At 44.8% G+C, this 14,773-nt stretch carries 12 protein-coding genes; 6 read left to right on the top strand and 6 right to left on the bottom strand.

Annotated features, from left to right (window positions below; translation table 11 throughout):
• Nucleotides 1-259: 259 nt before the first annotated feature.
• Nucleotides 260-847 carry a YjaG family protein gene (locus NB504_RS03465; RefSeq protein WP_026028258.1) on the bottom strand — a complete coding sequence of 196 codons (588 nt, stop codon included), beginning with the start codon at nt 845-847 and terminating at the stop codon, nt 260-262.
• A 71-nt stretch (nt 848-918) separates the two neighbouring features.
• Between NB504_RS03465 and NB504_RS03470 the strand changes: the two genes are divergently transcribed.
• Nucleotides 919-1,845, top strand: a complete 927-nt coding sequence (locus NB504_RS03470; protein ID WP_258428279.1) for a D-2-hydroxyacid dehydrogenase — start codon at nt 919-921, stop codon at nt 1,843-1,845.
• Between the two features lie 168 nt (nt 1,846-2,013).
• Nucleotides 2,014-3,249 (top strand): mechanosensitive ion channel family protein, encoded by a 1,236-nt coding sequence (locus tag NB504_RS03475; protein ID WP_013855795.1) that lies wholly within the window; start codon nt 2,014-2,016, stop codon nt 3,247-3,249.
• A 66-nt stretch (nt 3,250-3,315) separates the two neighbouring features.
• Here the strand turns inward: NB504_RS03475 and NB504_RS03480 are convergent, their stop codons facing one another.
• Entirely contained in the window at nt 3,316-5,205 is a 1,890-nt protein-coding gene (locus NB504_RS03480) for a methyl-accepting chemotaxis protein (RefSeq protein WP_258428280.1), read from the bottom strand.
• Between the two features lie 227 nt (nt 5,206-5,432).
• Nucleotides 5,433-6,749: an MBL fold metallo-hydrolase RNA specificity domain-containing protein gene (locus NB504_RS03485; RefSeq protein WP_258428281.1), complete on the bottom strand. Its 1,317-nt coding sequence runs from the start codon at nt 6,747-6,749 to the stop codon at nt 5,433-5,435.
• A gap of 666 nt (nt 6,750-7,415) precedes the next feature.
• Here NB504_RS03485 and wecA point away from each other — a divergent pair.
• The 4 genes from wecA to NB504_RS03505 all read left to right on the top strand — a co-directional run bounded on the left by wecA (nt 7,416) and on the right by NB504_RS03505 (nt 11,284).
• On the top strand, nt 7,416-8,501 hold the full coding sequence (wecA, locus tag NB504_RS03490) for a UDP-N-acetylglucosamine--undecaprenyl-phosphate N-acetylglucosaminephosphotransferase (RefSeq protein WP_258428282.1): 1,086 nt from the start codon (nt 7,416-7,418) through the stop codon (nt 8,499-8,501).
• Nucleotides 8,502-8,945: 444 nt separating this feature from the next.
• Nucleotides 8,946-9,683, top strand: coding sequence for a nucleoside recognition domain-containing protein (locus NB504_RS03495; protein WP_258428283.1), 738 nt, complete (start codon nt 8,946-8,948; stop codon nt 9,681-9,683).
• Nucleotides 9,683-10,150, top strand: coding sequence for a YjiG family protein (locus tag NB504_RS03500; protein ID WP_094500643.1), 468 nt, complete (start codon nt 9,683-9,685; stop codon nt 10,148-10,150). Before NB504_RS03495 ends, NB504_RS03500 begins: the two co-directional genes overlap by 1 nt.
• A gap of 9 nt (nt 10,151-10,159) precedes the next feature.
• Nucleotides 10,160-11,284, top strand: coding sequence for a M20 family metallopeptidase (locus tag NB504_RS03505; protein WP_258428284.1), 1,125 nt, complete (start codon nt 10,160-10,162; stop codon nt 11,282-11,284).
• A gap of 200 nt (nt 11,285-11,484) precedes the next feature.
• On the opposite strand, the gene galU is transcribed toward NB504_RS03505, so the two are convergent.
• The 3 genes from galU to NB504_RS03520 all read right to left on the bottom strand — a co-directional run bounded on the left by galU (nt 11,485) and on the right by NB504_RS03520 (nt 14,740).
• On the bottom strand, nt 11,485-12,351 hold the full coding sequence (gene galU, locus NB504_RS03510) for a UTP--glucose-1-phosphate uridylyltransferase GalU (RefSeq protein ID WP_258428285.1): 867 nt from the start codon (nt 12,349-12,351) through the stop codon (nt 11,485-11,487).
• Between the two features lie 207 nt (nt 12,352-12,558).
• Nucleotides 12,559-13,563 (bottom strand): NAD-dependent epimerase, encoded by a 1,005-nt coding sequence (locus NB504_RS03515; RefSeq protein ID WP_258428286.1) that lies wholly within the window; start codon nt 13,561-13,563, stop codon nt 12,559-12,561.
• A gap of 10 nt (nt 13,564-13,573) precedes the next feature.
• Entirely contained in the window at nt 13,574-14,740 is a 1,167-nt protein-coding gene (locus NB504_RS03520) for a nucleotide sugar dehydrogenase (RefSeq protein WP_258428287.1), read from the bottom strand.
• Nucleotides 14,741-14,773: the final 33 nt, after the last annotated feature.

The following is a 14,773-nucleotide window of genomic DNA, read 5'->3' on the forward strand; positions in this document are numbered from 1 at the left end:
CCCTAACCCTCCCCTCAAAGGGGAGGGAATTTAAAAGCGATCACTGTAATCAGCACCTTTCGGCACCGAAACGAACGCTTTTAGTCCCTCACCCTTTTAGGGGGGAGGTTAGGAGGGGGTGTACGGAATTTAAAAGCGATCACTGAAATCAGCACATTTCAGCACCCAAAACGAACATGCTTTTAGTCTCTCCCCTTCAAGGTAGACGAGAGCGCTTTTAGTCCCTCCCCCTTCTAGGGGGAGGTTAGGAGGGGGTGTACTACAAACTCACGCCAATGTTGCTCACGCCTTCGTCGCGTAGCTCTTGGCGTAGGTCTTTAATCAAATCAATATCTCGCTCTACGGCTTCACGCAGAGGGCGGAAAATAGCCCACTGCACATCCCATTCAGCGCAGACCGCTTCATTTTGTTTTTGATTGTCGTTGGTGATCTCTTCGCCCGTTTGCGCTTCTTCTAACTGCGCCACTGTCAGCACCGACACCTGACTGATTTTTTGCATGTTTTCATACAGATAATCGCGATCAAGCAGGCCGTGAAGTAGGTGAGACAAAGCCACACACGCATCAATTGCTGGGTACACAGCGTAAACATCAAAATCTTCTGAGCTTGGAATGATCTCTTCCAACTTCTCCAATTGGTTCTCGAAATTGATTTTGGCACTTTTTACCGTGAGCAATTCCCAAACACTGTCGAGAATATCTCGATATACTCGCGTGTGAGCAAATTCAGTATTGTCGCAAAACATGGCATAGTTCGGGTACATACGTTCACACAAACACGCCATAAAAGTAATTTGTTGCCAAGGTTCAAATTTCTCAAGACGAACCTGCAGAGGGTTTTGTAGCATAATCACTCAATCGCAGCAGAAAAAGACAGCGGAAGTGTACTTGATAACCAACAGGGAAAAAAGCAAAGCCGATGAACAATTTCACTCATAAACTCTATATTCTGACCGAACACAACGATATTTATCGACAAGCGATTGAACAGGCGCAGTTGAGCGGCTTAGCCATCACTGACGATCGCAGCGAAGCAACCATTTTGCTGGCCGCGCCACCACTGGCAGCAAAGTATTTGGACGATTTTCCGCAACTAGAATGGTTGCACTCGGAATATGCAGGCGTCGACACCTTAATGTCGACGCAACTTCGTCAAGATTATGAGCTCACCAACGTTAAAGGCATCTTCGGCCAGCAAATTGCTGAATACGTTCTGGGCAACCTGATTGCACACTTTCGCCACTTTGCTTGCTACGCACAGCAACAAGCGGCCAAACAGTGGCAGACCCACCCTTATCAATCGATTAATGATAAAACCATGGTGATCCTCGGCACAGGCTCGATTGGCAGCCATTTAGCGAAAGTAGCCAAAGCCTTTGGTTTGCACGTGATTGGCGTCAACCGCACTGGCATCCCAGCCAAAAACGGGGGTTTTGATAAAACCTATCACATTAACGAGCTTGCTACTGCCCTCGCCCACGCGGAGGTTGTGGTCAGTACGTTACCCAACACGCCGCACACCAAAGGCTTGCTCAATCAAAGTACGTTGAGCCATTGCCACAATGCATTGCTGTTTAATGTCGGGCGCGGTAAAAACCTTGTTGAGAGTGATTTGATTGCACTGATTGAAGAGGGGCACATTCAACACGCCTACCTCGATGTATTTGAAAAAGAGCCATTAAGCGAAGATCACCCGTTCTGGACGCACCCTGCCATTAGCCTTACCCCGCACATCGCGGCGGTGAGTTTTCCTGAACAAGTGGTGGAGATTTTCACCCGTAATTACGGCTTGTGGCGCGATGGGTTCCAACTTGAAAACAGAATTGATTTTGAAAAAGGCTATTAGGTCAAATAGCGGTTAATAATCGTCACTAAGCCTAGGGAAACCTTAACTCAATGTTACTATAGAGACGCAAACCACTTGCCATTGCTGTCGAGAATATACTGCCGCATCGAACACGGGTTAATGCGGTAAAACAGGAACGGTATCGCCTAATGACACAAGGAGCAAATCATGCCTTCAGCCATCACTTCGTGGCTACAATCACTGAACATTAATTTAGAACAACTGCTGCCGATTGCTGAAGCACTTGGGCTTATCGCGCTTATTTCTATCGTTATCCATTTAGTGTTGCACCGAGGGGTGAGCCTATGGTTACAGCGGCGTACAACCAACGCACAAGTTTTACAAAACATTCTGTTTAGCAAAAAGCTTTTCAGCCGCTTTGCCTTGTTAATTCAAGGGATTGTCATTTCAATCCAAACTCAGTTATGGCTTAGCCACGCCAGTGCGACTTACGAACTGCTGCATACATTGACCTTACTGTGGATTATTCTCTTTGGCCTGTTAAGCAGTTACGCCCTGCTCAACGTGGTGGAAACGCTACTTTATCGCAGCGCAACTAGCCGTAATATTCCGCTCAAAGGCATTATTCAAAGCATCAAAATCATCGCGTTTGTTATCGCCGCACTGTTCGCGACGTCGATTTTAATTGGCAAATCACCAGTGCTACTGCTGAGCGGTTTAGGTGCGATGACCGCGGTCATCATGCTGGTATTTAAAGACCCGATTTTAGGATTAGTGGCGGGAATTCAGCTTTCAGCGAACCAAATGCTAAGCGTCGGTGACTGGCTCGAAATGCCCAAATATGGCGCAGACGGTAACGTCATCGACATTAGCCTGACCACAGTCAAAGTGCAAAACTGGGATAAAACCATCACCACGATTCCGACTTATGCCTTGATCTCTGATTCGTTTAAAAACTGGAAAGGGATGCAAGAATCAGGCGGTCGACGCATTAAACGCAGCGTATTAATTGATGCCAATAGCATTCACTTTCTGACGCCAGAAGAGCAAAGCTACCTACGCAAAGCACAACTTTTAGAGCCCTACTTGGCCGAGAAAGAACAAGAGCTCAACGCCTATAATCAGATGAGCCAACTCGATTTAGCCTGCCGCATCAATGGCCGCCGCTTAACCAACATTGGCAGTTTTCGTGCCTATCTAGAACGTTACTTGCGTAACCATCCCCAAATTCACCAAGGCATGACATTAATGGTACGCCAACTGGCCCCCACGCACGATGGCGTCGCGCTGGAGATCTATTGTTTCACCAATACGGTCGTGTGGGTCGAATATGAAGGTATTCAGTCCGATATTTTTGACCACATTTATGCCGTACTTCCTGACTTCGGACTACGCGTGTCGCAAGCGCCAACTGGGAGTGACTTTCAAGCACTCGCAAGGTAAACATGATATTGCCTGAATTTCCTCCCCCTAATGGGGGAGGTTTAATCGTAAAGTGATCGAGAAGGGTTACAGTTTAAAGCGGTTAATTTCTTGTTGAAGCTCTTTAGATAAGCTAGAAAGCAATTCAGCTTGTTGGGAAGCTTCTTGCGCTTCTTTTGCCAGTTCATCAGACACGTCGCGTATACCTTGGGTATTACGAGTAATTTCCTCTGTGACTGACGCCTGTTCTTCTGCAGCGGTTGCAATTTGGGTTGCCATATCGCTGATCGTGCCGACCGCTTCACCAATTTTCACTAAGCTTTGCGCGGCCACGTTGGCATCTTCCACGCTACTTTCGGAAAGCTTGCTACTCTCAGTCATGATGTTCACGGCCTGAGTCGTAGTTTTCTGCAAGGTTTCAATCGTCTGTTGAATCTCTTGCGTCGAACTGTGCGTCCGTTGGCTGAGTACCCGAACTTCATCCGCTACCACCGCGAATCCACGCCCTTGCTCACCCGCCCTTGCCGCTTCAATCGCCGCATTCAGTGCCAGTAAGTTGGTTTGCTCAGCAATGCCCTGAATCGCTGACAAGATCGTATTAATGTTTTGTGCGTGCTGGTTCAAGTTCTCAATGACTTCTTTGGCTACCGTCATCTCTTTCGACAACTCACTGATCGACTGTTGAGTATTTTTCACCTGCTCAACGCCGTGGTTAGAAATTTTCACCGTATCCAAAGACGTGGCCGCTGTATTATCTGCATTGCCTGCAATCTCTTGCGTGGCGGCTGCCATTTCGTTAATCGCAGTGGCCACCATGTTGATTTCATCTTGTTGCACCATAATGCGTCGGGTACGCTCATGGGCTTGCGCTGCGGTGTTTTCTGCTTGCAGTGTTAACCCTTGGGACACTTCATGGAAACGCTTGATCATGCCGTGCATATTACCGACGAACTGATTAAAGTTATTCGCCAGTGCGCCTACTTCATCTTGATAACGTGGTTCAATGCGCTGCGTAAGGTCAGCATCACCATCTGCAATTTCCGCTAATGCTTGGGAAACTCGGCCCAAGTCACGCAGTAAGAACCCAACCAATGCCGAAAACACGATCACGACCAAAATTGTAATGGCGACTGATATCGAGGTTAACTGCATAAAGAGCGCGCCGATATTGGTGTACTCAACCTCTTTATCGAGCTCAATGCCGAGCACCCAGTCCGTCGAAGGAACGGCGGTAAAGAATAATAATTTTTCGACATCACCAACCATCACGGTTTGTATTTTATTCTCAGTCATTGAGCGGTCGATGACTTGCTGCGTTAGGTTAGGGCTATAAGAAGCTAACGGTTTGAGAATTAAATCTTTATTGCGGTGGGCAATAATTAACCCCGTATCACGGTTGACCAGCATAGCATTTGATTTTGCTCCTGCATCAATCGCAATGACATCTTTAATCAGTTGATCAATCAACACATCGGCACCGATAACGCCCCAAAACTGTCCGTTTTTCTTAATCGGCTCAGCGAGCGTCACCATCAAAGCACCCGTGATCGCATCAGCATAAGCGGCCGTCAGTATCGGGCCAGAGCTATTTTTCGCTTCTTGATACCATCCTCTTGTCCGAGGATCATAGCTTGCGTTATTTGCGCCTCGAGACGGGATAGAACGGTGCATGGTGCCTTGCTCAGTGCCGAAATAGAGTAAATCAAACTGTGCGCCTTGCTGAGCTTGCTGCAAAAAAGGCAGTGAATCTTCCTTCATCGTGTGAGGGATCACCGCGCTAATAACTTTGCTACGAACATCCAGCCACTGGGTAATCGAACTCGTTGCCGATTTCGAGATACCATGCACCCTTTCCTTGATGCCACTCTCCGTTTCATCTTTCAATAAATTTGCCGACAGTAGCGTCAACACCACCGCCATCACAATAACAACAAGCAAACTTGTCATTATCAACTTACCTTTTAACGATAGATTCACAACTCACCCCCATTGGTGAAATAGATTAGGTTTTGTTTGTAAGAATCGCCCACTACACATGTACACTTTGCACTCACACCGCGTCGTAATTAACCGACAAAAAGTCCAAGCCACAATCTAAGCCACAAAGCGTTATCGTTTAGTTGCTAATGGATACAAATCTTTTACACCTATTAAAAGTAAGTTACTGCTATTAACAATGCAATTAACACGGCAAAACATTGCGCTCAATCTATCACCTCATAACCTAAACTGCGCAACGTAACCGCAAAAGCTTGCTTTGTGGTGGGCTCTCCATGAATCAAATGAATTTGCTTAGGCTTAGTCGCAATGCCCTCAATAAAGCGCAACAAATCGGCTTGGTCGGCATGGGCAGAATAGCCCGACATACTGTGAACCTGTGCATTCACAAGTACGTCGTCACCATCGATCATCACCGAGTGATCGCCTTGCGCAATTGCTCGGCCCAGAGTGCCTTGAGCTTGGAAGCCCGCAAAGATCACATCGGTTCTTTTATCAGGCAACAGCGCTTTTAAATAGGCCATCACTCGGCCACCTTCACACATGCCAGACGCTGCCACCACAATCGCCGCTTCCCCTGTTGAGGCTAAACGGTTGACCAATGCTTGATGGCTTCGATAATCTTGAACGGTAATACACTGTTCAAACGCAAGCGGATGCCTTTGTGCATCCAAACGCTTTTTCGCCTCTTTTCCCCACAATTTTTTAAACTTTCGGTAAGATTTCGTCACCTGTTGCGCCATGGGTGAATCTAAAATAATCGGAATATTGCCATCGATTTCACCGCTGAAGATCAATTGTTCAATATCAAACAACAGCTCTTGTGTTCGGCCCACACTGAATGCTGGAATTAAAATGGTGCCACCGTCTTGCAAAGAACGGTTGATGATGTCCTTTAAGCGCTGCGCCCGCAGCTGCACATTGTCGTGGGTTTTGTTCGCGTAGGTTGATTCAATCAGCAGATAATCGGCGCGAGGCGGAGAGACTGGGTCTGGCAATAACGGTGTGTTGCTGGGGCCTAAATCCCCTGAAAACAGTACAATTTCATTATTTGGCAGTTTCACTTCAATAAACGCTGACCCTAAAATATGGCCCGCAGGCGTAAAGCGAAAATAAGTATTGTCTAAATCACGAGAAATACGCTGCCACACACCATAATTCACCGGCTTTATTTGTTTATTGAGCCTTTCTAATATTCTTGTACGCTGTGTTTGCCCTAAGCCAAGTTGAAGCTTTAACCCATCTTCTAACATTAATGGGAGTAATTCTGCGGTAGCAGGTGTGCAATAAATAGGCTGATGAAAACCAGCCGCTAATAACCAAGGTATACGGCCGATGTGATCAATATGCGAGTGAGTTAACAACAACGCCTGCAGATGAGTTAATGGAAAATCAATCGCCATTGGTCGGCTATCACGCCCTTGGAATAAGTCGCAATCAACCAAAACCCCTTTCTTCCCGAGCCTCAGCTCATGACAAGAGCCCGTGACGGTCTCTTTTCCACCGTGGTGAATAATATCCATATTCTTCTCCTGAATTTATGTTTGCTCGCATATTTTTAGGTTAAATAAACAACATAAAGTGGTGAATATTTCGACATAATATTTTTAAGTCAAACTAAAAACACGACGCAACCGTTAAATAAAAACAAAACAAATTACAATACTATTATTAGAGATTGTTTTTTAATCAAATAAACACAAACCCCTTGATGAAATATTCTGGTAAAAACAATAAAAAATATTAATGCGCATGACATCAATTAAAAAGATCGTCTATAATGCCGTCCGGCATAAGAAAAACCCTACATCGTAGGAATCTTCTTTCAAGAAATTAAGAAAAATAGTGATAAAATGCACCAATCAATTGACTTTCAAATCATGAAAACCTTTTAAATAAGGTTATTTTAATGTTTTGATTATCAATAAGCATATCGATATTTAGGATTATCCTTATAAAACAACAATAACAGCCAATTGTGACCTAAAAGCAAACTAGATATAGGCCGCATAAAAAACGTCACCAAGTGACAATACAAACAATAAGAACCTAATAAGCACATTTAAATTGTGATTATCGAATTTTCACGCAAAAAATAAGTATAAAAAGCACCATTACATTAAACAAAATAGAATACTGATGTCGCTCTCTCTACATTAGCTATTCATAATTTATAAGTTGGCTAAATAATGGCGATAGAACTATCATTTATTTTCTTCTCGTCCTTCACTACGCTTTTTGTCATGAGAAAAGTGGCGAAAAAAGTAGGACTGGTTGATAAACCTAATGCTCGCAAACAGCATGAAGGGCTAGTGCCACTGGTTGGTGGGCTCTCGATCTGTATTGTTTTACTACAGTATTTTCTGTTTAGGCAAGACATCATGCCCCACAGTAACCTTTACCTTCTTTCGATATTAGTGCTTACCATAGTCGGCGCATTGGATGATCGATTCGATTTAAGTGTTAAAACTCGCATGATTATTCAAGCGTTATTATCGCTACTCATGATACACCAGACGGGTATTTCTCTCGATAATCTAGGGAATATATTGGGCACTGGCACCATTCACCTTGGTTATTTTGGTATCGCTTTGACTGTCGTTGCCGTAATTGGGGCTATTAATGCCTTTAATATGGTGGATGGAATTGATGGTTTATTAGGCGGGTTATCCGTGGTCACATTCGGCGGCTTAGCCATTTTGCTGCATGTCGATAGCCAGCATGGCCTTGCGTACTTATGCTTAGTGATCACAGTGGCGATGGTTCCTTATATTTTTATGAACTTAGGAATATTCGGCAGAAAGCGCAAAGTTTTTATGGGTGATGCGGGAAGCATGCTAATTGGCTTCACGGTTATCTGGTTATTATTAGGTGTAAGCCAAACAACCGCCAAACCCTTAATGCGCCCCGTTACAGGTTTATGGTTAATTGCCATTCCATTAATGGATATGGCCGCAATTATGATCAGAAGAATTCGCCGTGGATCCTCTCCGTTCAAACCAGATAGAGAACATTTACACCATATTTTCCAGCGTTTAGGCTTAACTTCTCGCCAAACCTTGTGTGTTATTTGTTCATTTGCCTCTCTATTTGCTGCATTTGGTATTTATGGTGAAGCAAATCAGTGGCCTGAAAGCATTATGTTCTTCTCGTTTATTGTTTGTTTTTGCATTTACAGCACACTACTGAACTACGTTTGGCGCATTACGACTTATTTCAGAAAATTGCGTGGCATGCCAGAAAAAGTCTTTGAAACTCAAAGTAGCATTAAGTGATGAAATACTGAGCAAATTACAAAAGAGGTAGCTCTTAGCTCATTCTCGTTGAAAGCAATTCACGTTGAAAAAAAGATAATAAAAAAGGCCTATATCGAATAGGCCTTTTTATTGCAAGGTCGGTAACATTCCGGCCGCATAAACATCTGCACAGTGCCAATAATTATCACGATGTAGACCGCGCAGTGCAAGATCCGACGAAATCATTTGTCGGATTGATATCATTTGTCGGATTGATAAAGAAGTCGCAGGGTATCGGCATAGATGAATATACCTAATTGCTAGCACAAATTTTTATTTTCTTTCAAATGTGATTGAAATCATAAAACAAAACTTCATAACTGAGTCGCCAGAATGTTCGGCAGGCGGATTGATTTTGATCATATCCCTAGCACATTATTCAGGTGAACATATGTGTCCTGTCCCACATGTGTAGGTAATGTTATGAAAAACCCTGTTCAAACCGAGCGCAAGGTTACGCTGGGGTGCTACGTTGCACTGGCGTTTGCGGTCGTGTTCTTTTCTGGCCTCATGCAATCGAACGAATGGTATGGCGTATTTGATTTCACCACGTTGAATGGATCTTTCGGCAAGGTGGCTTATGGTGTCACCGAAACGGCTGACGGTGTACAAGTGGCAACAACGTCGCTTCGTGGTACTGGTGGTAGCGGTGCTCGTGACGGTTTCATTTTTGCACTGACTTTGATTCCTACCGTTATGTTCGCACTGGGTATGATCAATGTACTTGAGCACTATGGCGCACTAGAAGCGGCACGCAAACTACTAACGCCACTTCTTCGCCCAATGATGGACATTCCGGGAAACGCTGGCTTGGCTCTTATCGCTTCGCTGCAAAGTACCGACGCGGGCGCGGCGATGACTCGTCAGCTTAAAGATGAAGGTCACCTCACCAAACGCGAAACCGATGTGTTCACTATGTTCCAGTTCACCGCTGGTGCCACCATTGTTAACTTTTTCTCCTCAGGTGCGGTGCTGTTTACGCTGACGATGGCGGATGGCTCTCTTGCCGTAACGTCTTCTATTGGTTTAGCGGTTGTGGTGATGTTCTTGTTTAAAATCGTGGGTGCGAACTTATTCCGTCTCTACCTAAACATCACAGAAGGTAAAGAAGACAAGCAAGAGCAAAACAAATCTGAGAACTTAAAAGAGGAGACGGCGTAATGAGTGACGTAAAAATAAGTAAGCCGATGGTCACGGATATCTTCGTTGAAGGCGCTAAAAAAGGCTGGGTTATTGCGACAACATCAACCGTACCTAACGTTCTTATGGCGTTTGTCATCATTAAAGCGTTGCAGATTACTGGCACCCTGGATTTGATGGGCTCGGTATTTTCTCCAGTAATGGCGGTGTTTGGTTTGCCAGGTGAAGCGGCAGCAGTGCTGATTGGTGCTTGGATGTCGATGGGCGGCGCAGTTGGCGTGGTTATCACATTGTTTGACCAAGGCATCTTGAATGGCACACACATCGCGATTCTTGCACCTGCCATTTACCTAATGGGCTCACAGGTTCAGTACATGGGTCGTATTATGGGGCCAATCGGTACTGAAGGTCGTTACATCCCAATCATGATTGCGATTTCCGTATTGAACGCATTTGGCGCAATGCTCGTCATGAACTTGTTTGTTTAAGGGGCTATCATGCAGTTTTCTCTCAATGGATATCTCGAAGAACTTCGTCCTCTCATTAATGTCGATTGTGGCACGTACACCACTGATGGCATTGAGTTCATCGCTTCTCAATTTGAAGGGAAGTACCAAGCGATGCCAGGTTGGAGCGTAAAACGCATCGACTGTGGCGGCGCGGGCATCGGTCTTGAAGTTCGAAACAAGCCCGAAGCTGAGCAAATTGACGTAATGCTGATTGGTCACATGGATACCGTGTTCCCTGTCGGTACCGCTGAGTTACGTCCTATGTCTCAAGATGCTGAAAAAGCCTACGGCCCCGGTGTCTCGGACATGAAATCTGGCTTGCTGAATATTGTGTACGCGCTGCGTAACCTCGACCAAGCAGTGTTAGATAAACTGTCGATTTGTATCTGTATGAACCCAGACGAAGAAACCGGATCGTTAGATTCGGTCGACTGGATTCAATCTGTTGCGAAGAACGCAAAGCACGTATTGGTGGCAGAAGCAGCACGCGCAGACGGCGGTTTAGTCAAAGCGCGCAAAGGCATGGCGCGTTACAAAATCACGTTTAACGGCGTGGCGGCACACGCTGGCAACGAGCCAGAAAATGGTCGCAGCGCAATCACTGAGATGGCGAATTGGATTCTGGCAGTCAATGCGATGACAAACTTTGAATCTGGTACCACGTTGAACGTCGGTATTGTGTCTGGCGGTAACGGTGCAAACATCGTCCCTGAACATGCAGAAGCGATTGTGGATGTGCGTTTTTGGCATAACAATAAGTACGATGAAGTGGATACTAAGTTGAACGGTTTAGTAGAAACACCATTTGTTGATGGCGTTAGCATCATGTTGGTTCGTGAAGCTTACAAACCTTCTATGGTTCCAAGTTCACAAACAGAGCGCTTAATGTCATTGGTGGAAGAAGCGGCAAATGAGCTGTCTATCGACATCAACTGGAAAGAAGTCGGCGGTGGCTCAGATGCTAATAATACCGCTATTCTGGGTATTCCTACGCTTGATGGTTTTGGCCCTATTGGTGCTGGCTTCCATAGCGATCAAGAGTACTTATTGCTTGAGTCTATCGAGCCACGTATAAAAATGCTGATGCGTGTACTCGAAAAGGTAGCTCAGTAGCGCACTCGACAACTTAGTTCCCTACATCACGATCCCCAAACTTCGGCTTGGGGATTTTTTATACCTGTTTAACTTGAAGATGCAGGTCTCAGAATCTGAACCATTATCCGTGTCAAAGACATGGGCATGTCAAACAAATACATGGGAACAAATACATGGTTGTTCTGTATTTTAATCTCGATTCCTCGAATTTGGTTGCGCTACACTTTTTCGGTTGCTGTTTTATCAATTTCGGCTTTATTGCCTTTCAAGTAGACGTTTTTATAACAATAGTTTGTCGCTTCGATGTAACCATCGACGCTTCCACAATCAAAACGCTTACCTTTAAACTTATACGCGATCACACAACCATTTTGGGCTTGTTGTAAAAGCGCATCTGTAATTTGGATTTCACCGCCTTTACCCGGCTGTGTTTGTTCTAGAATATCGAAAATATCTGGTGTTAATATATAACGCCCGATAATCGCAAGATTACTTGGTGCAGTACCTTGCTCGGGCTTTTCAACCATATCGGTAATGCGAATCAGGTCATCACTTAAGTGCTCACCGGCAATCACGCCGTACTTGTGCGTTTCAGATTCTGGTACTTCTTCTACCGCGACAATAGAGCAACGGAACTGGCGATACAAAGCGGCCATTTGTGCTAACACGCCTTTGTCATCATTAATGCAAAGGTCATCAGCCAGAACTACAGCAAATGGGTTATCACCTACCAGTTCTTTGCCTGTTAAAATAGCATGCCCTAACCCTTTCATTTCGCGTTGGCGAATAAACGTATACTGAGCCGAATCAATCAGAGAACGAATATCATCAAGTAAAGGCTCTTTGTTAGTATCTTGAATTTGATGCTCAAGTTCGTAGTTCTTATCAAAGTGATCCATTAATGAGCTTTTACCACGGCCAGTAACAACAGCCATGCTAGTCATGCCAGCTTGAATCGCCTCGTCTACACCGTATTCAATAAGTGGTTTATTCACGATAGGCATCATTTCTTTTGGCATGGATTTAGTCGCAGGTAAAAAGCGCGTGCCATAACCGGCTGCGGGGAATAAGCAGTGTTTAATCATGAGTAGTTTTCTTTATTAGTTTTAACTGACGAATATATAAAATATTGTGGATGATATTGAAGTGTTCATGCCGAAGAAAGGTGTCTCAAAAACTAAGATTAAGATGAGACACCATAGGCATCAGTGTGTAATTATTTATAGAGGCACTATGACTTATAGCAACCAAGTCGGTTCTATATTTGGACAGTAAAGCACTCTATTGGAGCTCTACTTGTTGTAAAACTCACGGTACCACTGAATAAACTCAGCGACACCTTCTTTCACCGATACTTTTGGCGTGTAGCCCGTAGCGGAAAATAAGTCTTGTGTGTCGGCATAGGTTTGATAAACGTCACCAGGTTGCATCTCGCGGAAGTTTTTCTTCGCTTCAATACCGAGTTCGTCTTCAATCGCCTTTACAAAATTCATCAGATTGATTGGCGAACCGTGACCTATGTTATACACCGCATAAGGCGCAGAGCTGGTTGCTGGTGAACCCGCTTCGACCGTCCAATCGTTATCACGCGTTGGTACTACATCTGCGATACGCACCACACCCTCAACAATGTCATTTACATGAGTAAAGTCACGCCACATATCACCATTGTTGTTGATATCAATGGTATCGCCATCAAGGATCTTTTTAGTGAAGATAAACGGAGCCATATCAGGGCGGCCCCACGAACCATACACCGTAAAGAAACGCAGGCCTGTGGTTGGAATGTCGTATAGGTGAGAGTAGCTGTGCGCCATCAATTCATTCGACTTTTTGGTCGCCGCATACAGTGAAACCGGGTGATCGACCGAATCTGACGTTGCAAATGGTGTTTTCGCATTCAACCCATAAACCGAACTTGAAGAGGCGTACACCAAGTGCTTCACTTTATTGTGACGACACCCTTCTAGAATGTTCAAATGACCAACTAAGTTCGAATCGGCGTAGGCATGTGGGTTTTCAATAGAATAACGAACCCCCGCTTGCGCAGCTAAGTGGATCACTTGGTCAAACTGCTCGGTTTCAAACAAGTTAGCCACACCATCGCGATCGGCAATGTCTAACTGAACCAATGTAAAGTTGTTATGTTGAATGCGCGCCAAACGCGCCTCTTTCAACGCCACATCGTAGTAGTCATTGAGGTTATCGACACCAACCACCGTGTGGCCTTTCGCCGTTAGCTGCTCTGCTACTGCACTGCCGATAAAACCCGCCGCGCCCGTTACTAAATACTTCATTTTTTGTTCCTTAATCTGAACCGAATAGATCGCGCGTGTACACTTTGTCTTTCACATCCGCCAGTTCTCGAGCCATGCGGTTTGAGACAATCACATCACAGCTTGATTTAAATTGATCAAAATCGGTGAGCACTAATGAACGGAAGAACTCTTTTTCTTTAAGTTCAGGCTCAAACACCACCACTTCAATGCCTTTCGCCTTCAAGCGCTTCATGATGCCTTGAATACTGGACGCACGAAAGTTATCAGAGCCTGACTTCATGACTAAACGATAAATACCCACACGCGTTGGGTTGCGCTTAATAATCGAGTCAGCAATAAAATCTTTACGTGTGGTATTCGAATCAACAATCGCACCGATAATATTGTTTGGCACATCAGAGTAGTTAGCACGCAACTGCTTGGTATCTTTTGGTAAGCAGTAACCGCCGTAACCAAACGAAGGGTTATTATAGTGCGAACCAATACGAGGGTCTAAGCAGACGCCATCAATGATTTGACGCGTATCTAACCCGTGTGACTCGGCGTAGGTGTCGAGTTCGTTAAAGTAAGCAACGCGCAGCGCTAAGTAAGTATTCGAGAACAGCTTAACCGCTTCGGCTTCGGTTGAATCGGTGTACAGGATTTCAACGTCTTTTTTTACCGCGCCTTGTAGCAACAGGTTGGCAAAGACTTGAGCACGTTCAGATCGCTCACCGACCACAATACGAGATGGGTGCAGGTTGTCGTATAACGCTTTGCCTTCACGCAAGAACTCTGGCGAGAACATCAGGTTTTCACACTCTAGTTCTTGTTTAATGCGCGCAGTATAGCCGACAGGCACGGTCGATTTGATCACCATCACTGCATTTGGGTTAATCGCCATTACGTCTTTAATTACCGCTTCAACGGATGAAGTATTGAAGTAATTGGTTTCAACATCGTAATCGGTCGGTGTGGCGATAATCACGAATTCCGCGTCTTGATACGCCGCTTTTTTATCTAAAGTTGCGGTGAAGTTTAACGGCTTATTTGCCAAGAAATCTTCAATTTCAGCATCGACGATAGGAGATACTCTGTCATTAAGTAATCTCACTTTCTCTTCGATAATATCGACCGCGATAACGTCATGATGCTGTGATAACAACATCGCATTTGATAAGCCTACATAGCCGGTACCGGCAATTGCAATTTTCATAAAATAAGCCAACTGTATAAGTAAAAATTTGAT

Origin of the sequence: Vibrio sp. RM-69-4 (assembly GCF_024743775.1) — a bacterium.
In the GTDB taxonomy this organism is placed as follows: Bacteria; Pseudomonadota; Gammaproteobacteria; order Enterobacterales; family Vibrionaceae; genus Vibrio; species Vibrio anguillarum.

Coding starts and splice junctions, on each gene's coding strand:
- NB504_RS03465 (WP_026028258.1), bottom strand. CDS start 847: ATGCTACAAAACCCTCTGCAGGTTCGTCTTGAGAAATTTGAACCTTGG.
- NB504_RS03470 (WP_258428279.1), top strand. CDS start 919: ATGAACAATTTCACTCATAAACTCTATATTCTGACCGAACACAACGAT.
- NB504_RS03475 (WP_013855795.1), top strand. CDS start 2,014: ATGCCTTCAGCCATCACTTCGTGGCTACAATCACTGAACATTAATTTA.
- NB504_RS03485 (WP_258428281.1), bottom strand. CDS start 6,749: ATGGATATTATTCACCACGGTGGAAAAGAGACCGTCACGGGCTCTTGT.
- wecA (WP_258428282.1), top strand. CDS start 7,416: ATGGCGATAGAACTATCATTTATTTTCTTCTCGTCCTTCACTACGCTT.
- NB504_RS03495 (WP_258428283.1), top strand. CDS start 8,946: ATGAAAAACCCTGTTCAAACCGAGCGCAAGGTTACGCTGGGGTGCTAC.
- NB504_RS03500 (WP_094500643.1), top strand. CDS start 9,683: ATGAGTGACGTAAAAATAAGTAAGCCGATGGTCACGGATATCTTCGTT.
- NB504_RS03505 (WP_258428284.1), top strand. CDS start 10,160: ATGCAGTTTTCTCTCAATGGATATCTCGAAGAACTTCGTCCTCTCATT.
- galU (WP_258428285.1), bottom strand. CDS start 12,351: ATGATTAAACACTGCTTATTCCCCGCAGCCGGTTATGGCACGCGCTTT.
- NB504_RS03515 (WP_258428286.1), bottom strand. CDS start 13,563: ATGAAGTATTTAGTAACGGGCGCGGCGGGTTTTATCGGCAGTGCAGTA.
- NB504_RS03520 (WP_258428287.1), bottom strand. CDS start 14,740: ATGAAAATTGCAATTGCCGGTACCGGCTATGTAGGCTTATCAAATGCG.